Source organism: Mycobacterium sp. E2989 (assembly GCF_001667595.1).
GTDB lineage: Bacteria > Actinomycetota > Actinomycetes > Mycobacteriales > Mycobacteriaceae > Mycobacterium.
In genome coordinates this window covers 123,930-142,742 of the sequence record NZ_LZJX01000001.1, presented here as the reverse complement: position 1 = coordinate 142,742, position 18,813 = coordinate 123,930, and the positions used below count along the sequence as shown (strand labels likewise).

General features: G+C 72.1%; 15 protein-coding genes and 1 pseudogene. 1 reads left to right on the top strand and 15 read right to left on the bottom strand.

Features of this window, described 5'->3' with window-relative positions; genetic code table 11:
- The 14 genes and pseudogenes from A5680_RS00640 to A5680_RS00575 all read right to left on the bottom strand — a co-directional run.
- A partial coding sequence (locus A5680_RS00640) for a type I polyketide synthase (protein WP_304442363.1) occupies positions 1–1,743 on the bottom strand: 1,743 nt, incomplete at its 3' end.
- 78 nt (positions 1,744–1,821) lie between these two features.
- Positions 1,822–2,883, bottom strand: a complete 1,062-nt coding sequence (locus tag A5680_RS00635; protein WP_067815049.1) for a type III polyketide synthase — start codon at positions 2,881–2,883, stop codon at positions 1,822–1,824.
- 109 nt (positions 2,884–2,992) lie between these two features.
- Positions 2,993–4,411 (bottom strand): argininosuccinate lyase, encoded by a 1,419-nt coding sequence (gene argH / locus A5680_RS00630; protein WP_055402769.1) that lies wholly within the window; start codon positions 4,409–4,411, stop codon positions 2,993–2,995.
- Positions 4,408–5,628, bottom strand: coding sequence for an argininosuccinate synthase (locus A5680_RS00625; protein WP_055402771.1), 1,221 nt, complete (start codon positions 5,626–5,628; stop codon positions 4,408–4,410). Before A5680_RS00625 ends, argH begins: the two co-directional genes overlap by 4 nt.
- Before the next feature lie 18 nt (positions 5,629–5,646).
- Positions 5,647–6,141: an arginine repressor gene (locus A5680_RS00620; RefSeq protein WP_055402773.1), complete on the bottom strand. Its 495-nt coding sequence runs from the start codon at positions 6,139–6,141 to the stop codon at positions 5,647–5,649.
- On the bottom strand, positions 6,138–7,067 hold the full coding sequence (gene argF / locus A5680_RS00615; RefSeq protein WP_055405788.1) for an ornithine carbamoyltransferase: 930 nt from the start codon (positions 7,065–7,067) through the stop codon (positions 6,138–6,140). Before argF ends, A5680_RS00620 begins: the two co-directional genes overlap by 4 nt.
- Positions 7,064–8,248 (bottom strand): acetylornithine transaminase, encoded by a 1,185-nt coding sequence (locus tag A5680_RS00610; RefSeq protein ID WP_067815047.1) that lies wholly within the window; start codon positions 8,246–8,248, stop codon positions 7,064–7,066. Before A5680_RS00610 ends, argF begins: the two co-directional genes overlap by 4 nt.
- Positions 8,245–9,132, bottom strand: coding sequence for an acetylglutamate kinase (gene argB / locus A5680_RS00605; RefSeq protein ID WP_055402779.1), 888 nt, complete (start codon positions 9,130–9,132; stop codon positions 8,245–8,247). Before argB ends, A5680_RS00610 begins: the two co-directional genes overlap by 4 nt.
- Positions 9,129–10,340 (bottom strand): bifunctional glutamate N-acetyltransferase/amino-acid acetyltransferase ArgJ, encoded by a 1,212-nt coding sequence (argJ, locus tag A5680_RS00600; protein WP_055402781.1) that lies wholly within the window; start codon positions 10,338–10,340, stop codon positions 9,129–9,131. Before argJ ends, argB begins: the two co-directional genes overlap by 4 nt.
- Positions 10,337–11,396, bottom strand: a pseudogene (gene argC, locus A5680_RS00595) (N-acetyl-gamma-glutamyl-phosphate reductase). Before argC ends, argJ begins: the two are co-directional and overlap by 4 nt.
- 39 nt (positions 11,397–11,435) lie before the next feature.
- Complete coding sequence (gene pheT / locus A5680_RS00590; RefSeq protein WP_067815045.1) at positions 11,436–13,922, bottom strand: phenylalanine--tRNA ligase subunit beta; 2,487 nt, start codon at positions 13,920–13,922, stop codon at positions 11,436–11,438.
- The gene (gene pheS / locus A5680_RS00585; RefSeq protein ID WP_067815043.1) at positions 13,922–14,965 is read right to left on the bottom strand and encodes a phenylalanine--tRNA ligase subunit alpha; all 1,044 of its coding nucleotides are present in this window, start codon (positions 14,963–14,965) and stop codon (positions 13,922–13,924) included. Before pheS ends, pheT begins: the two co-directional genes overlap by 1 nt.
- Before the next feature lie 119 nt (positions 14,966–15,084).
- Positions 15,085–15,891 (bottom strand): rhomboid-like protein, encoded by an 807-nt coding sequence (locus A5680_RS00580; protein WP_055402790.1) that lies wholly within the window; start codon positions 15,889–15,891, stop codon positions 15,085–15,087.
- Between the two features lie 17 nt (positions 15,892–15,908).
- Positions 15,909–16,799 carry an adenylate/guanylate cyclase domain-containing protein gene (locus A5680_RS00575; protein ID WP_067815041.1) on the bottom strand — a complete coding sequence of 297 codons (891 nt, stop codon included), beginning with the start codon at positions 16,797–16,799 and terminating at the stop codon, positions 15,909–15,911.
- Positions 16,800–16,990: 191 nt separating this feature from the next.
- Between A5680_RS00575 and A5680_RS00570 the strand changes: the two genes are divergently transcribed.
- On the top strand, positions 16,991–18,034 hold the full coding sequence (locus A5680_RS00570) for an oxygenase MpaB family protein (RefSeq protein WP_067815039.1): 1,044 nt from the start codon (positions 16,991–16,993) through the stop codon (positions 18,032–18,034).
- Here A5680_RS00570 and A5680_RS00565 read toward each other — a convergent pair.
- Positions 18,021–18,812, bottom strand: a complete 792-nt coding sequence (locus tag A5680_RS00565; protein WP_067815033.1) for an RNA methyltransferase — start codon at positions 18,810–18,812, stop codon at positions 18,021–18,023. The genes A5680_RS00570 and A5680_RS00565 overlap by 14 nt on opposite strands.
- Between the last annotated feature and the right edge of the window lies 1 nt (position 18,813).

Below are 18,813 nucleotides of genomic sequence, written 5' to 3'. Positions count from 1 at the left end.
CAGCAATTCGGCGCCCATGCCGACCCACTGCGAACCCTGGCCGGGGAACACGAACACCGTCTTGCCCAGCGGCCGCGCCCGGCCCACCACCGCGCCCGCGCCCGGGGTGCCGGCGGCCACGTCGGCCAGCTCCGCGACCAGGCGCGCGCGGTCGGCGCCCACCAGCACCGCGCGGTGCTCGAACAGCGACCGCGTGCAGACCAACGACCAGGCCACGTCGACCACCCGCAGCCCCGGGTCGTCGGTCACCCGCGCCAACAGCCGCGCCGCCTGGTTGGCCAGCGCGTCGGGCGAGCGGGCCGACAGCACCCACGGCGCGGGCGCGTCGTCGCCGGCCGCGGGTGCGGAAACCTCTTGCGGCGCCTGCTCGACGATGACGTGCGCGTTGGTGCCGCTGATGCCGAACGACGACACCCCGGCCCGGCGCGGCGCGTCGTCGGGCGCCGGCCATTCCCGCGCCTCGGTCAGCAGCGAAACCGCCCCCGCCGACCAATCCACGTGCGGCGTGGGCACATCCACGTGCAACGTCTTGGGCATCACCCCGTGCCGGATGGCCTGCACCATCTTGATCACCCCGCCGGCGCCGGCCGCCGCCGAGGTGTGGCCCATGTTCGACTTGATCGATCCGAGCCACAGCGGCCGGCCGGCCGAACGGTCCTGCCCGTAGGTCGCCAGGACCGCCTGCGCCTCAATCGGATCCCCGAGCGTGGTGCCCGTCCCGTGCCCCTCGACCAGGTCCACGTCGGCGGCGGCCAGGCGCGCGTTGGCCAGCGCGGCGCGGATCACCCGCTGCTGCGACGGGCCGTTGGGCGTGGCCAATCCGTTCGAGGCGCCGTCCTGGTTCACCGCCGACCCGCGCAGCAACGCCAGCACCGGGTGCCCCAGCCGCCGTGCGTCGGACAGCCTTTCCAGCACCAGCACCCCGACGCCCTCGGAAAATCCGGTCCCGTCGGCGGCCCCCGCATACGCCTTGCACCGGCCGTCGGAGGCCAGCGCCCGCTGCCGGCTGAACTCGATGAACATCGCCGGCGTCGCCATCACCGTCACCCCGCCGGCCAGCGCCAGGTCACACTCGCCGGCGCGCAGCGACCGCGCCGCCAGGTGCAGGGCCACCAACGACGACGAGCAGGCGGTGTCCACCGACACGGCCGGGCCCTCCAGGCCCAGCGCGTAGGCCACCCGGCCCGAGGCCACGCTCAGCGTCGAACCGCGCAGCCCGTAGCGCTCCAGGTGTCCGGGCACCCGCCCCTGCCCGCCATAGGACCCGTGGAAGATCCCCGCGAACACCCCCGTCGGCGACCCGCGCAGCGCGGCGGGGTCAATCCCGGCCCGCTCCAACGCCTCCCAGGACACCTCCAGCAACAGGCGTTGCTGCGGGTCCATCGCCAGCGCCTCGCTGGGGGCGATGGAGAAGAACGCGGCGTCGAAGTCGGCCGCGTCGGCCAGGAACCCGCCGCACCGGGCGTAGGACTTTCCGACCGCGTCGGGGTCCGAATCGAACAGGCCCGCCAGGTTCCAGCCCCGGTCGGTCGGGAACTCGGAGACCACGTCGCGGCCCTCGACGACCATCTGCCACAGCGCCTCCGGGGAATCCACCCCGCCGGGGTACCGGCAGCCCATCCCGACCACCGCGACGGGTTCGGTTGCGGCGGCGAGGTATTCGCGAGCCTCGCGCTTGAGCCGCTCGTTCTCCTTCAGCGATGCGCGCAGGGCCCTGACGAGCTCGTCGGAGTCGCCGGTCATGAGTCGCGGCCTGGGCGAGAAAGCGGGGTCATCGGTTCCATCGGTGAATCTTGGGGAGGCACAAGCAGAAACGCCCTGTCAGTGCCAGCGCAACAATACGAGCTCGGAGCAGAATCCGGGACCCATCGCGATCATCAGGCCGGGGCTTTCGCTGGGCGGCGGCTTGGCCAGGGTGTCCCGCAGCACGTGCAGCACCGAGGCCGAGGACAGGTTGCCGATCTCGCCGAGCGAGCGCCAGGTCAGTTCGAGCGCGTCCGGCGGCAGGCTCAGGCTCGCGTTGATCGCGTCGATGATCTTGGGGCCCCCGGGGTGGCTGACCCAGGCGCCGATGTCGGTCGTCGTCAGCCCGTGCGCGCCGAGGAACCCGGTGACGTCGCGCTCGATGTGCTCCTCGACCACCTCGGCCAGGTCCTTGGCCAGGACGAGCTCGAACCCGGCGGCGCCGACGTCGTAGCCCATGGTCCGCAGCGAATCGGGGTACAGCGTGCTGCGCGAGTCCAGGATGGCGGGCCCGCCGGCGGCGACCTTCTCGGCGCGGCGCTCGCCGACCCCCACCACGGCCCCCGCCCCGTCGGCGAACAGGGCGCTGCCCACCAAACCCGGCAGCGACGGCTTGTATCCCGGGTAGGTCAGCGAGCAGAGCTCGACCGAGATCAGGGCCGCGGCGGCGTCCGGCGCCCCCCGCAGGTAGTCGTTCAGCCGGGCCACGCCCGCGGCCCCGGCCACGCAGCCCAGCCCGAACAGCGGCACCCGGCGCACGTCGTCGCGCAGGCCCAGCCGGCCCGCGATCCGCGCGTCCAGGGAGGGCACCGCGAGGCCGGTGACCGTCGTGGTGATCAGCACGTCGAGGTCCTGGGGCCGCAGGCCGGCCTCGTCCAGGGCGCCCGACAGCGCCTCGCAGCCGAGGTCGACGGCGTTGTCGATGAAGATCCGGTTGGCCACGCCGAAGTCGGTCAGGGTGGGGTACCGCTCCAGGGGAAGCACCAGGTGGCGGCTGTTGACCTTGGCGCTGACGTGCAGCTGCCGGACGATGTCCTCGTAGCCTTCGAAGTCCGGGATGCTGACGAAGAAGTCGGTGAGCTCGCGCTGGGAGTAGCGGTACGGTGGCAAGGCACCGAACACGCCGGCGACGACGCTCATTGCTCCCACCCCCTGACGACGAAGATCAGGGTCGAAATGTTCACCCGGATCGCTTCCTGCGAGAAGTTTAATCGGCCCGGGAGCGCCCGGCACAGAAACCAAAGTCCTCTCATCGGCCACCGCCCAGCCGCGTTTTGAGCCGTTCGCACTCGGCCAGGACGGCTTCGAGCTGCTCGGCGACCCTGGCCGGCGCGGTTCCGCCCCGCCCGTCGCGCGACGACACCGAGCCCTCGATGGTCAACACGTCCCGCACCTCCGGCGTCAGCTCGGGGCTGATGGCGGCCAGCTCGTCGTCGGTCAGCTCGTCGAGCCCGACCGCGCGCCCCTCGGCCGTGCGCACGGCGGCCCCGGCCGCCTCGTGCGCGGACCGGAACGGCACCCCCCGGCGCACCAGCCATTCGGCGATGTCGGTGGCCAGCGTGTATCCGGCCGGGGCCAGGGCCGCCATCCGCTCGACGTCGAACGTCAGGCTGGCGACCAGGCCGGCCATCGCCGGCAGCACCAGCTCCAGCTGGGCCACCGAGTCGAACACCGGCTCCTTGTCCTCCTGCAGGTCGCGGTTGTAGGCCAGCGGCTGGGCCTTGAGCGTCGCCAGCAGGCCGGTCAGGTTGCCGATCAGCCGCCCGGACTTGCCGCGGGCCAGCTCGGCGATGTCGGGGTTCTTCTTCTGCGGCATGATCGAGCTGCCGGTGGACCACGAATCGTGCAACCTGACGTAGCCGAACTCCGTCGAACTCCACAGGATGAGGTCCTCGGCCAGCCGCGAGAGGTCCACCGCGATCATCGCGAACACGAAGGCGGCCTCGGCGGCGAAGTCGCGGGCCGCGGTCGCGTCGATGGAATTGGCCGCGGCGGCGTCGAAACCGAGCTCCGCGGCGATCGCGTCCGGGTCCAACCCCAGCGACGAGCCGGCCAGCGCCCCCGAGCCGTACGGGGACACGGCCGCCCGCTTGTCGAAGTCGACGATGCGGTCGACGTCGCGCAGCAGCGGGTGCGCGTGGGCGAGCAGGTGGTGGGCCAGCAGCACCGGCTGGGCGGACTGCAGGTGCGTCTTGCCCGGCATGATGGCGCTGGGGTGCGCGGCGGCCTGGGCGGCCAGCGCGGCCACCACCTCCAGGGCCGCGTCGGCGACCCGGCGCACCGCGTCGCGCAGCCACATCCGGAACAACGTGGCCACCTGGTCGTTGCGCGACCGCCCCGCGCGCAACCGGCCGCCCAGGTCGGGGCCGACCCGGTCGATCAGCCCCCGCTCCAGCGCGGCGTGCACGTCCTCGTCGGTCACCAGCGGCGTGAAGCTGCCGTCGGCCACGTCCTGCGCCAGGCTGTCCAACCCGGCCAGCAGCCCGTCGCGCTGCTCGGAGGTGAGCAGCCCGGCGTGGAACAGAATCACGGTGTGGGCGCGCGAGGCGACGATGTCGTAGGGGGCCAGCACCCAGTCGAAGTGGGTGGACTTGCTCAGGGCGGCCAGCGCGTCCGACGGTCCGTCGGCGAACCGCCCGCCCCACAGCGAGCCCTCGCGCGTGCTCACGTCGCGGTCGGACCTTCGTCGGCCGCCAGGTCGCGGCGGGACGCGATCTTCGACGACAGCCCGTGCACGTAGACGAAGCCCTTGGCGGCCGACTGGTCGAAGCTGTCGCCCTCGTCGTAGGTGGCCAGGTTGAAGTCGTAGAGCGACTCCGCGCTGCGCCGGCCGTTGACGGCGATGTGCCCGCCGTGCAACACCATCCGGATCTCGCCCGTCACGTGCTCCTGGGTCTTCGCCACGAACGCCTCCAGCGCGGTCTTCAGCGGCGAGTACCAGAGCCCGTCGTAGACCAGCTCCGCCCAGCGCTGGTCGGTGTGCCGCTTGAAGCGGCCCAGTTCGCGCTCCAGCGTGACGTGTTCGAGCTCGGTGTGGGCGGTGATCAGCACCATCGCCCCGGGGGCCTCGTAGATCTCGCGGCTCTTGATGCCCACCAACCGGTCCTCGACCACGTCGAGGCGGCCCACGCCCTGGCAGCCGGCGCGGCGGTTGAGCTCCTCGATGGCCTGTAGCACGGACACCGGTTTGCCGTCGATGGATACCGGGACCCCGCGCTCGAACCCGACGATCACCTCGTCGGGCGTGTTCCAGTTGATGGTGGGGTCTTCGGTGTAGGAGTAGATGTCCTTGGTGGGTGCATTCCAAAGGTGTTCCAGGAAGCCGGTTTCCACCGCGCGGCCCCACACGTTCTGGTCGATGGAGAACGGCGAGCGCTTGGTGACGTTGATCGGGATGGCGTTCTCCTCGGCGAACGCGATCGCCTTCTCCCGCGTCCAGGCGTAGTCGCGGACGGGCGCCAAAACCTCCAAATCCGGTGCCAGCGAAGCGAATCCGACCTCGAACCGGACCTGGTCGTTACCCTTTCCGGTGCAGCCGTGCGCGACGGTGGTGCCGCCGTGCTCGCGGGCGGCCGCCACCAGGTGCTTGGCGATCAGCGGCCGGCTGATGGCCGACACCAGCGGATAGCGGTCCATGTAGAGGGCGTTGTTCAGGATGGTGGGCAGGCAGTAGCCCTCGGCGAACTCGTCGCGGGCGTCGACGACGACGGCCTCCACCGCGCCGCAGTCCAGGGCCCGCTGGCGGACGACCTCCATGTCCTCGCCGCCCTGGCCGAGGTCGATGGCCACCGCGACGACCTCGCGGCCGGTTTCCTTGCCGATCCAGCTGATCGCGACCGAGGTGTCCAGACCGCCCGAATACGCCAGGATGACGCGATCCGACATGAACCAATCTCCTTAGTTTTAGGTGAGCTCTTCTAGGGTGCGGGCCAGCTCGGCGCCGGTCATCGGCTCCCGGGCGGCCACGAAGACGGTGTCATCGCCGGCGATGGTGCCGACGACGTACGGTAACGCCGCCCGGTCGATGGCGCTGGCCAAATAGTTGGCGCCGCCGGGCGGGGTGCGCAGCACCGCGAGGTTGGCGCTGGCGTCGGCCGACACCAGCAGCTCGCCCAGCAGCCGGGACAGCCGCGCGGTGCCGCCGGACACCCCGCGCACCGGGCTGCCGTCCTCGGGAACGATGTAGACGCCGACGCCGCCGTCGGCTCCGCGCAGCTTCACCGCGCCGAGCTCCTCGAGGTCGCGCGACAGGGTGGCCTGGGTGACCTCGATGCCCTCGTCGGCCAGCCGGGCCGCCAGCTCGCTTTGGCTGCTGATCGACGCCGACGACAGGATGGCCACGATGCGGTCCTGCCGCCCGGCCCGGGTGGTCTCGGCGGAAGCCTTCGAGCGGGTCATGAGCGTCGCTCCAGCAGCCACACCAGCAGCGCCTTCTGGGCGTGCAGCCGGTTCTCGGCCTCGTCCCAGACCACGCTGGCCGGCCCGTCCATCACCGCGTCGGTGATCTCGTCGCCGCGGTGGGCCGGAAGGCAGTGCAGCACAATCGCTTCCGGGTCGGCCAGGCCCAGCAGCCGCTCGTTGATCTGGAACGGACGGAATGGGGTGCGGCGGTCGAGCCCGTCGGCCTCCTGGCCCATCGACGTCCAGGTGTCGGTCACCAGCACGTCGGCGCCGCGCGCGGCCGCGTCGGGCTCGGCGCTGAGGGTGACCGAGCCGCCGGTCGTTTCCGCGCGTTCCGTCGCGGCCGCGACGAAGGCCGGGGCGGGGGCGAAGCCGTCGGGCGCGGCGATCGTGACGTGGATGCCGGCGGTCACCCCACCGAGCAGCAGCGAGTGGGCCATGTTGTTGGCGCCGTCGCCGAAGTAGGACATCCGCAGCCCCGCAAGGGATCCCTTGCGTTCGGCGATGGTCTGCAGGTCGGCGAGCACCTGGCAGGGGTGGAACTCGTCGGAGAGCGCGTTGACCACCGGCACGGTCGCCACCTCGGCCATGGCCTCGAGCCGGTCCTGTCCGAAGGTGCGCCACACGATGGCCTCGACGTAGCGGGACAGCACCCGCGCGGTGTCGGCCAGCGTCTCGTCGCGGCCCAGCTGCGTGCTGCGGGCGTCGACGACGACGGCGTGCCCGCCGAGCTGCGCGATGCCCACCTCGAAGGAGAACCGGGTGCGGGTGGAGTTCTTGTCGAAGAGCACCGCGACGCCGCGCGGGCCGTCCAGCGGCCGGCAGCAGAACGGATCCTTCTTCAGCTCGGCGGCCAGCTGCAGCACCTCGGCCTGCTCGGAGGGCGACAGGTCGTCGTCGCGCAGGAAATGGCGGGGCGTCATGCCGCGGCCTTGTCCAGGATGCCCGGCAGCGCGCCGACGAAGGCGTCCAGCTGGGCCTCGGTGATGATCAGCGGCGGGGCCAGCCGGACGACCTCGGGCGCGGCGGCGTTGACCAGGAATCCGGCTGCGCGCGCGGCACTTTCGGCCTCCTTGGCCCGCGGCGCGGTCAGCACCAGGCCCTGCAGCAGCCCCCGCCCGCGCACGTGGTCGATCAGCGGGTGGTTCAGGGACTCGACGCCGTGCCGCACCGACTTGCCCAGCACCTCCGCGTGCCGGATCAGGTCCTCGTCGGTGATCACCCGCAGCACCGCCCGCGCCGCAGCGGCGCAGATCGGGTTGCCGCCGAAGGTGCTGCCGTGCAGGCCGGGGGTCAGCAGCTCGGCGGCCCGCCCGACGGCCAGGCACGCGCCGATGGGCAGCCCGCCGCCCAACCCCTTGGCCATGGTCACGACGTCCGGGGTGATGCCGTCGTGCTGGTGGGCGAAAAACGCTCCGGTGCGGCCCATCCCGGTCTGCACCTCGTCGAGCACCAGCAGCGCGCCGTGCCGCGAGGTGATGTCGCGCGCGGCCCGCAGATAGCCCTCCGGCGGGACCACGACGCCGCCCTCCCCCATGATCGGTTCGAGGAACACCGCCGCGGTGGCGTCGTCGACGGCCGCGGCCAGCGCGTCGGCGTCCCCGTAGGGCACGTGCGTGACGTATCCGGGCAGCGGCTCGAACGGCGCCTGCTTGCTGGGCTGGCCGGTCAGTGCCAGCGAGCCCATCGTGCGGCCGTGGAAACCGCCCTGCGCCGCAACCAGTTTCGTGCGCCCGGTGAGCCGCGACAGCTTGAACGCGACCTCGTTGGCCTCGGTTCCCGAGTTGCAGAAGAACACCCGGGCGGGCGCGTCCGCGCCGAGCAGCGCCACCAGCTCCTCGGCCAGCGCGATGCCGGGTTCGCTGGCGTACAGGTTGGAGGTGTGGCCCAGCGTGGCCATCTGGTGGGTGACGGCCTCGATGACCGCGGGGTGGCGATGCCCGAGGACGTTGACCGCAATGCCGCCGAGCAGGTCCACGTAGCTGTTGCCGTCCACGTCGGTGACCACGGCGCCGTCGCCGCTGGCCAGGGCGAGCGGCGGGGTGCCGTAGTTGTTCATCATCACGGCTTCCCAGCGCTGCTTCACTGTTTCCCCTTGGCTCATGTGGGCACCACCTTGGTGCCGGTCCCCGCATCGGTGAAAAGCTCGACCAGCACGCAGTGTTCGACCCGCCCGTCGATGACGTGCGCGCTCGGGACGCCGGCGGTGACCGCCCGCAGGCACGCCTCGACCTTGGGGATCATGCCCGCCTCCAGCGTGGGTAGCAGTTGCGCGAGTGTGCCGGTGTCGATTTCGCTCACCAGCGAGCCGCGGTCGGGCCAGCTGGTGTAGAGGCCCTCGACGTCGGTGAGCATCAACAGCTTCTCGGCCCGCAGCGCCTCGGCGAGCGCCGCGGCGGCGGTGTCGGCGTTGATGTTGTGCACCACGCCCTCGGCGTCCGGGGCCAGCGTGGACACCACCGGAATGCGGCCCGCCGCAATCAGATCCAGCACCGCGGCGGTGTTGACCCGTTCGACGTCGCCGACCAGGCCGATGTCGGTGGCCACGCCGTCCACGGTCACGCTGCGCCGCACGGCGGTGAACAGTTGCGCGTCCTCGCCGGTGATGCCGACGGCGTAGGGCCCGTGCGCGTTGATCAGGTTGACCAGTTCGCGGCCCACCTGTCCGAACAACACCATCCGCGCCACGTCGAGCACTTCGGGTGTGGTGACCCGGAAGCCGCCCTTGAAGTCGCCCTCGATGCCCAGCCGGCGCAGCATGGCGGTGATCTGCGGGCCGCCGCCGTGCACGACGACGGGCAGGATGCCGCAGTTGCGCAGGAAGGCCATGTCGGCGGCGAAGGCGTGCCGCAGCGTGTCGTCGGTCATGGCGTTGCCGCCGTACTTGATGACGACGACCTTGCCGTACAGCTGCTTGAGCCAGGGCAGGGCTTCGGCGAGCACCTGCGCCTTGACGCCGGTCGGCAGCTGCTCCGTTGTGAAAGTCATGAGCTGTACGCCGAGTTCTCTTCGACATAGCCGTGCGAGAGGTCCGTGGTGCGGACCGCGGCGTGGCCGTCACCCACGCGCAGGTCGACGGTGATGTCGATGTCGGCGCCGGACAGGTCCACCTCGCGCGCGCCCGGCGCCCCGACACCGTCGACGCACACGGCGAAGCCGTTGAACGACACCGTGATTCGATCGGGGTCGAGGGGAATCGGCGCCATCCCGACGGCAGCCAGCACCCGGCCCCAGTTGGGGTCCGACCCGAACACCGCGGTCTTGACCAGGCTGTCGCGGGCGATCACCCGCGCGGCGGTCAGCGCGTCGTCCTCGGAGGCCGCCCCGGTCACCGTCACGGTGACGCGCTTGGTGACGCCCTCGGCGTCGGCCTGCAGCTGCGCGCACAGGTCGTCGCACACCCGCAGCACGGCGTCGTCGAGATCGGCCTGCGCGGGCGTGATCCCGCTGGCCCCGGACGCCAGCAGCAGCACGGTGTCGTTGGTCGAACACGCGCCGTCGATGTCGAGCCGGTCGAAGGTGCGGGCGGTGGCGCGGCGCAGCGCGGTGTCGAGCGCCGCGGCCTCGACGTTCGCATCGGTGGTCAGCACGCACAGCATGGTGGCCAGCGACGGCGCCAGCATGCCCGCGCCCTTGGCCATCCCGCCGACCGTCCAGTTGCTCCGGTGGTGCAGCGCAACCTGTTTCGGCACGGTGTCGGTGGTCATGATCGCGCGCGCCGCCTCGTCGCCGCCGCTCAGACCGCCGGCCATGTCCTGAACGATCGCGCGCACCCCGGCGAGCACCTTGTCCATCGGCAGCCGGTCGCCGATCAGCCCGGTGGAGCACACCGCGACCTCGATGGCCCCGGTTTGCGTCCCCCAGTCCGACAGCGCGGCGGCGACGGCCTCGGCGGTGGCGTGGGTGTCCTGGAAACCGCCGGGCCCGGTGCAGGCGTTGGCGCCGCCGGAGTTGAGGATCACCGCGCGCAGCGCGCCGGTGGTCAGGACCTGCTGGCTCCACAGCACGGGCGCGGCCTTGACCTTGTTGCGGGTGAAGACGCCCGCCGCCGCGTAGTCGGGCCCCTCGTTGAACACCAGGGCCAGGTCGGGGTTGCCCGACGCCTTGATGCCGGCGGCGATCCCGGCGGCCCGGAACCCGGCGGGCGCGGTGACGCCCTGTTCGCGCACCAGGCGCGCCTCGGCTGTGTGGGTCACGGGGCGACCCCGACCACCGAAAGGCCTTGTGCCTCCGGCCAACCCAGCGCGAGGTTCATCGCCTGCACCGCCGCGCCGCCGGTGCCCTTGACCAGGTTGTCGATGGCGGCGATGGCCACGAACGTCTCCGCGGCCTCGTCCACCGCGACGGCGACGTGTGCCGCGTTGCTGCCGATCACCGATCCGGTGCGCGGCAGTTGACCCTCGGGTAGCAGGTACACGAAAGGCTCTGCGTCGTAAGCCTTTTCGTAGGCGGCCCGCAGTTGTGAGAGCGGCGCGCGGGTCCGCGCCGTGCAGGTGGCCAGGATGCCCCGCGAGGTCGGGATCAGGACCGGGGTGAACGACACCGTGACGTCGCGGTCGGTGACCGCCCGCAGCCCCTGGGCGATCTCGGGCGTGTGGCGGTGGGCCCCGGCGATGTTGTAGGCCCGGGCGGACCCGATCACCTCGGAGCCGAGCAGGTCGGTCTTGGCCGCGCGGCCGGCCCCGGAGGTGCCGCTGACGGCCACCACGGTGACGGCGGGCTCGATCAGGTCCTCGGCCATCGCGGGGAGCAACGCCAGCAGCGCCGCGGTCGGGTAGCAGCCCGGCACGGCGATCCGGCGCGCGCCGCGCAGCCGCTCCCGCGCGCCGGGCAGTTCCGGCAGTCCGTAGGGCCAGCTTCCGGCGTGCGGGGAGCCGTAGAACCGCTCCCACGCCGCGGCGTCGGTGAGCCGGAAGTCGGCGCCGCAGTCGATGATCAGGGTGTCGGGGCCCAGCTGGTCGGCCAGGGCGGCCGAATGCCCGTGCGGCAGGCCCAGGAACACCACGTCGTGGCCGGCCAGCACGGCGAGTTCGGTGGGCTCGACCACGCGGGAGGCCAGCGGCGTCAGGTGCGGGTGGTGCTCGCCGAGCGTGCTGCCGGCGCTCGTCGCGGCGGTCAGCGACCCGATGGCGAGCCGGCCGTCGGCGTAGGCGGGATGCCCGAGCAAAAGGCGCAGGATCTCACCGCCCGCATAGCCGCTGGCCCCGGCAACCGCCACCCTCAATACGTCGGCCATTCCGCCGATTCTGCATGGTTATGCAATGCTTTGCAAATCCATTCCAGAGCGGCGCTCAGGCCCGCAGTTCGGCGCCGACCGCCTCGGCGGCGCGCCGCACCGCGGCGTCCCGGGCGGCGCTGGCGTCGTCCTCGGTCAGCGTGCGGTCCGGGGCGCGGAAACGCAGGGCGAACGTCAGCGATTTGCGGTCCTGCCCGACCTGCGGGCCGGTGAAGACGTCGAACAGTTGCAGGTCTTCCAGCAGCTCGCCGGCGCCCTCCCGCACGGCGTCGGCCACCGCCTGCGCCGGCACGTGCGCGGGCACCACCAGGCTGACGTCCTGGAAGACCGCCGGGAACGGCGACACCCTCGGCGCCGGCAACGCCTCGGCGATGGGAATGGCGTCGAGGTTGAGCTCGACGGCGCACGTGCCCTTCGGCAGCCCGGAGCGTTCGATCACCGCCGGGTGCAGCTGCCCGGCGTGACCGACCACGGTCTCCCCGACCAGCACCTCGGCGCACCGGCCCGGATGCCAGGGCAGCCGCTGCGCCGCCCGCAGCCGCACCTCGACCCCGCTGGCGCGGGCGACGATGCGCACCGCCTCGAACGCGTCGGCGGCCTCGGCCCGGCGGCCGGGCCCCCACGGGCCGCGGCGCTCGCGCAGCCCGGTCAGCACCGCCGCGACGTGCTGGGGCTGGCGGGGCAGCGAGGCGTCCAACAGGGCGATCTCGGTGTCCGTCGGTCGCCGGTGCACGGGGATGGGCCGCACGCCGCGCGTCTCGTCGGTCGGCTGCACCACCTGCGCCAGCGCGTACAGCGCGACGTCCACCAGACCCCGGGACACGTTGCGCACCAACGCCTCCAGCAGCGCCGGCAGCAGCGTGGTGGCCAGGTGCGGGCGGTCGGCCTCCAGCGGGTTGAGCACCTGCGTGGTGGCGCGGCGCGGATCGTCGGCCGGCAGCCCCCACAGGTCGAACACGCCCGCGGGCAAGAACGGCGTGGGCAGGATTTCGACGTAACCGTGTTGGGCCAGCGATTTGCCGATCGCGCGGCGCCGCTTCTGCCCCGCGGTGAGGCCACGGCCCGCGGGGGCCGCGGGCAGCACCGACGGGATGACCTCCAGGCCCTCGAGGCGCAGCACCTCCTCGACGAGGTCGGCGGGCTGCAACAGGTCGGGCCGCCAGCTCGGCGGCGTCACCGTGAGCGCCGCGCCGGAGTCGACCACCAGCGCGCCGATCTGCGCCAGGCGCCGCGCGGTGGTCCCGGCGGGGTAGGCCACCCCGGCGACGCGGTCGGGCAGGTCGGCGGGAACGTGGATCGGCGGAAGCGACCAGTCGTCGGTCGGGGGCTCGCCGCGCCAATCGGTCAGCTTCTCCGACACCGCTCCCCCGGCGATCTCGACGAGCAGGGTGGCGCACCGGTCCAGCGCGGCCACCGAGATCGCCGGGTCCACCCCGCGCTCGTAGCGCCGGGCGGCCTCGCTGGGCAGGTGCAGTCGGCGCTGGGTGCGCGATACGGCGGCGGGGTCCCAGACCGCCGCCTCCAGCAGCACGTCGGTGGATTCGGGGCGCACCTCGGTGCTGGCCGCGCCCATCACGCCGCCGATCGCCGCGGTCGCGCGGTCGTCGACGATGAGGACATCGGTCGGGTCGAGCCGGCGCTCGATGTCGTCGAGGGTGACCACGGTCTCGCCGGGCCGGGCGAACCGCACGGCCAGGCCCCCGGAGATGCGGTCGCGGTCGTGGGCGTGCATGGGGTGGCCGAGTTCGAGCATCACGTAGTTGGTGACGTCCACCGCCGGCGAGGTCGCGCGGATGCCGGCCAGCAGCAGCCGCCGTTGCAGCCACCACGGCGACACGGCGGCCGGGTCGATACCGGTCACCGGCCGCAGGGCGAACCGGCGGACACCGGTTTCGGGCTGCACGGTCAACGGCCAGGCCTCGCCGTTGGCGGGCAACTGCTTGACGTCCGCCGGGTCGACGAACTCGAGGTCGTAGGCGCAGGCGATCTCCCGCGCCAACCCGCGCACCGACATGCCGTAGCCGCGGTCGGGGGTGATCGCCAGGTGGAAGACCACGTCGTCCAATCCCAGCACCGCGGCGCCGTCGGCGCCCGGGTCGGCGGTACCGGCCGGCAGCACCAGGATCCCGGAATGGTCCGCGCCCAAGCCGAGTTCGGCCGCCGAGCAGATCATGCCGTCGGAGTCGCGGCCGTAGGTCTTGCGCGCGGTGATCGCGAAGCCGCCGGGCAACGTGGTGCCGGGCAGCGCCACCACCACCAGGTCACCGACGACGAAATTGGTTGCGCCGCAAACAATGTCGCGGGGCTCGGGCTCACCGACATCGACCCGGCAGGCGCGGATCGGCTTCTTGAACCCGGTGAGCTCCTCGATGCCGGCGACGCGGCCCACGGTCAGTGGGCCCTCGACCGGGCCGAGGGTGACCACCTCCTCGACCTCGTGGCCGATCCGCACCAGCGCTTGCTCGAGCTCCTCCGGGGCGACGTCCCAGCCGGGCGCGCCCGCGGCCACGACGTCGCGCAACCAGCTGTAGGCGATGCGCATCAGGCCCCCACCCCGAACGGCAACGAGAACCGGACGTCGCCCTCGACCATGTCGCGCATGTCCGGGATCCCGTTGCGAAACTGCAGCGTGCGCTCCAGGCCCATCCCGAAGGCGAACCCGGAGTACACCTCCGGGTCGATTCCCGCGGCCCGCAACACGTTCGGATGCACCATGCCGCAACCGCCCCACTCCACCCAGCCGGGGCCGCCCTTCTTGCCGACGAACCACACGTCGACCTCGGCGGAGGGTTCGGTGAACGGGAAGAAGTGCGGACGGATCCGGGTGCGCGCCTCGGGACCGAACTCGGCGCGGGCGAACGCGTCCAGGGTGCCGCGCAGGTGCGCCATGGACAGGCCCCGGTCCACCGCCAGCCCCTCGACCTGATGGAAGACCGGCGTGTGGGTGGCGTCCAGCTCGTCGGTGCGGAAGGTGCGCCCGATCGAGATGATGTAGACCGGCAGCTCGTGGGCCAGCAGCGTGCGCACCTGCACGGGCGACGTGTGGGTGCGCAGCAGCTGCCGGGAATCCTCCGGCGCGATGTAGAAGGTGTCCTGCTCGCTGCGCGCGGGGTGGTCCGCGGGGAAGTTCAGGGCGTCGAAGTTGAACTGCTCGGTTTCCACCTCGGGGCCCTCCGCGAGCTCCCACCCCATCGCGATGAAGGTGTCGGCGATGTGCTCGGCCAGGATGGTGATCGGGTGCCGGGCGCCGACCGGCTGCCGGCTCGACGGCAGCGTGACGTCGATGCCCTCGGCGGCCAGCACCGCCGCGTCGCGTTCTTCGCGCAGGGCCGCCAGCCGCGCGTCGTAGTCGCGCTGCACCTCGGTTCGCGCGGAGTTGACCCGCTTCCCGGCGTCGGCGCGCTCCTCCTTGGGGACGCCGCCCAGCGCCTGGCGCGCCAGCGCCAGCGGGGAGCGGTCGCCGAGGTGCTCGGTCTTCACCCGCGCCAGCGCGTCCAGGTCGCCGGCGAGCGCGATCGCCTCCCGGGCGGCGCCGACCGCCTCGGCCAGGGCGTCCGGTGACAGGTCGACGGGCTGAGCACCCACGCGGCGACACTCTCCTTGCTGATGAGGGGCGGGCTCGAAGTTGCCCAGCGGCAAGTGCCGATCATAGTGATGTGGTGCGTGTGGCCCGGCGGGCGCTTCGCCCTAAGGGCGGCGGTTGCCTAGCCGGTCGTGACGGGCTGCGGGCTCCTCAGCGCGGGGTCGCCCACCACGGCGCCGCGGCCGGTGACGATCTGCACCAGCTTGTGCGCGGCCAGGGCGCCGAGGACGCCGAACGCGGGCGCGGCGGCCATCGTGCCCCAGTGATGGGCCAGGATCAGGAAGCCGAAGCCCGACGAGGCCACCAGCATCCCGAGCCGCAGCGGCGTCCAATGGATGGGCTGGCGGAACCGGGCGGACACCAGCACGCCGAGGACGACGGCGGCGGTATGGCCGGCGTCGGTGAAATCGCCGCCGATGATCGCCGAGGCGAGCCCGGCCGACACCCACCAGCCGACCCAGGCGGCCCGCCAGCGCTGGGGAATGACCGCGGTCATCGCGCCGAGCACCGCCAGGGCGCCGTAGCTCATCCCGACATCGCTGGCCCGGGTGATGGACACCGGCATCCAGCCGAACTCGACGGCCGCGGCCAGGGCGGCGGCCACCAGCAGCGTCGCGCCGATGTGCCCGACGAGGAACGCCACCACCAGCCTGATGGTGCGCAGGTGCAGCTCGCCGAGCGCGAGCAGGCAGGTCAGGAAGGGCAACCAGAAGTACAGCGGACCGGCGTCGACGACCAGCGCGCTGCCCAGCAGCGTGCCCACGTGGCCGTGGGCCAGGTTGTGCAGGTTGGTGCTGGCCCGCTCGACCAGCACGTCATGGGCGTGCGGGCCGAGCGCCAGGATGGCGCAACTGATGGCGAGCAGCACCGCCACGTATCCCACCGTGAACTGGACCCGGGCGAGCCGGGCGAAGATGCCCCCAAACATTGCATCCATTATGTCGGCTAATTTGTTTCGGAAGTGTGATCGGGCGCTGTCAACTCCCTATGAGTCCTCAAACGATATATCGCCAAGTCGTTCGGAACGCCGGTGGCTTTGCCCGCAAAAACCGATTTACGTGCGCGTTTGGCGACGACGCCCATCGCGTCCAGTTCGCTCTGCGGGATCAGATCGAGTGTCGAACCTGACACCATCACCCCGCCCTTGGTGGCCCGTTCCATCACCCGCGCGGCGATGTTGACGTCGACACCGAGCCAGTCCGACGCCAGCCGCTGCGGCCGCCCGGTGTGGATCCCGACCCGCATCCGCGGCGTGTGCCCGGCCACCTCGACCGACTTCAACGCCTCCTTGGCGGCCAGCACGGCCCGCACCGCGACGGTGGGGTCGCCGAAGACGGCCATCAGGCCGTCGCCCATCCGCTTGACGATGTGGCCGCCGGCGTCCAGCAGCGGCGGCTCGATGGCCCGCGCCACCTGACGCAGCAGGGCGAGCGCCGCCTCGTCGCCGGCCTGCAGGGACCACGACGAGAAGCCGACCAGGTCGGTGAACACCAACGTCACCTCGGGATTGGCCGGCCGCCGGGACACCGACTCGGTCAGCGCCTGCCACACCTGCAGCAGCCCCAGGCCCACTTCGCGCGACACCGCCTCGCGGTCCCCCAGCAGCCGATCGGCGGCCCGGGCCGCCGCGCGCGGCCCGCCCTCGCCGGCCGTCGACAGCGGATCGCCGAACTCGGGATCGCCGGGCAGCAGCCGCCGGGCCCGGCGGATGAAGGCCACCGCGCCGGGGCTGTGGTTCCGGGTCTGCCACCACCGCACGGCGCCGCGCACCGAAGGATCGGAAGCCGTCACATCTTCGGGCCCGCCCGAGTCCGAATCGCGATGCGCGAGTTCCACTCGGCCAGGTTATTTCCTCGCGCCGCAGGCGGGCAACGAAGGCCCCGCCCGTTGTGTCACGGCTCGCAACGTATCGGCTGATCACAGCGGCGCCACACCGCTATCGAAGGTCGATAACACCTGCGGGCGCGCGGAGGGGAAATCGTAGACAACGTGCGTTGTCAAAGTTATCGTGAGCGCAGGAGGCCGAGATGACTGCCATTCCAAGGAAATCCGACGATCCGCTCGGGCCAGACTCCCTGACCTGGAAGTACTTTGGCGATCTGCGGACGGGAATGATGGGCGTCTGGATCGGGGCGATCCAGAACATGTACCCGGAGCTGGGGGCCGGCGTCGAGGAGCATTCGATCCTGTTGCGCGAGCCGCTGCAGCGGGTCGCGCGCTCGGTGTACCCGATCATGGGCGTCGTGTACGACGGTGAACGCGCCGCGGCGACCGGGCGGCAGATCAAGAGCTATCACCACACCATCAAGGGCGTTGACGCATCGGGCCGCCGTTATCACGCCCTGAATCCGGAGACGTTCTACTGGGCGCACGCCACGTTCTTCATGTTGGTGATCAAGGTGGCCGAGTACTTCTGCGGCGGCCTGACGGAGGCCGAGAAGCGGCAGCTGTTCGACGAGCACGTGCGGTGGTACCGGATGTACGGGATGAGCATGCGCCCGGTGCCCACGTCGTGGGAGGCGTTCTGCGAGTACTGGGACCGGGTTTGCCGCGAGGAGCTCGAGATCAACCAGGCGACGCTGGACATCTTCCAGATCCGGATCCCCAAGCCGAAGTTCGTGCTGATGCCCACGCCGATCTGGGACCAGATGTTCAAGCCGCTGGTCGCCGGCCAGCGATGGATCGCGGCGGGCCTGTTCGAGCCCGCGGTCCGCGAGAAGGCGGGCATGCGCTGGACACCGGGCGACGAGGTGCTGCTGCGGCTGTTCGGCAAGCTGGTCGAGCTGGCCTTTCTGGCGGTGCCCGACGAGATCCGGCTGCACCCGCGCGCGCTGGCCGCCTACCGCCGCGCCGAGGGGCGGCTGCCCAGCGACGCACCGTTGGTGGAGGCGCCGCCGTTCATGGCCCCGCCCCGCGACCGCCGCGGGCTGCCGATGCATTACTTTCCCCCGCGGCCCCGGTCCGCGCTGGACCCCGCCAAGGCGCTGATGGAACGCGCCGGGTCGCTGGTGCACGGGACGCTGTCGCTGGCGGGCCTGCGGCCGGCCCGGGGACGCGTCAGGGCCGCTTGAACGTGCCCAGCGCCTGCGCGCTCTGGTAGAGACAGATGGCCGCCGCCGAGGCCACGTTCAGGCTCTCGGCTCCCCCGGACATCGGGATGCGCATGCGATGATCGGCCGCTTGCGCGACTTCGGTTGGCAGGCCCTGCGATTCGGGGCCGAACAGCCACGCCGTCGGCCGGCCGAGCAACTCGCTGGCCTCGTCGAGGCGCGTCTCGCCATCCACCGTCGTCGCCAGCACCTGCAGCCCCGCGTCGCGCAGGGCACCCAGCGCGGCCGGGACGTCGGGCGCCGAGGCGACCGGAATCGAGAAGATGCTGCCCGTCGAGGCGCGCAGGCACTTGCCGTTGTACGGGTCGACGCCGTGCCCGCCGAGCAGCACGCCGTCGGCGCCCATGGCGTCGGCGATGCGAATGAGCGTGCCGGCGTTGCCCGGCTCGCCGATTTCGACGGCGACCGCGATCAGCCGCGGCGAACCGGCCAGCACGTCCGCCGGTTGGGTCGACGGCATTTCGCAGACGGCCACCAACCCGGTGGGGGTGACGGTGTCGGACAGCGCCTTGGCGGCCCGTTCGGTGACCGGATGAACCGGAAACCGCTGCGCGCCAAGCAAAGACGCATACCGTTGCGCGGCGGCCTCGGTGACGAAGACGTCGCGGACCAGGCCGCGGCCGGCCGCGGCCTCGACCAGGTTTGGGCCCTCGGCCAGGAATCGCCCCGCCCGCCGGCGCCCGACGTGGCGATGCAGTTTGACCGCCGCGGCGACCCGGGCCGAACGTTCGGTCAGCAGG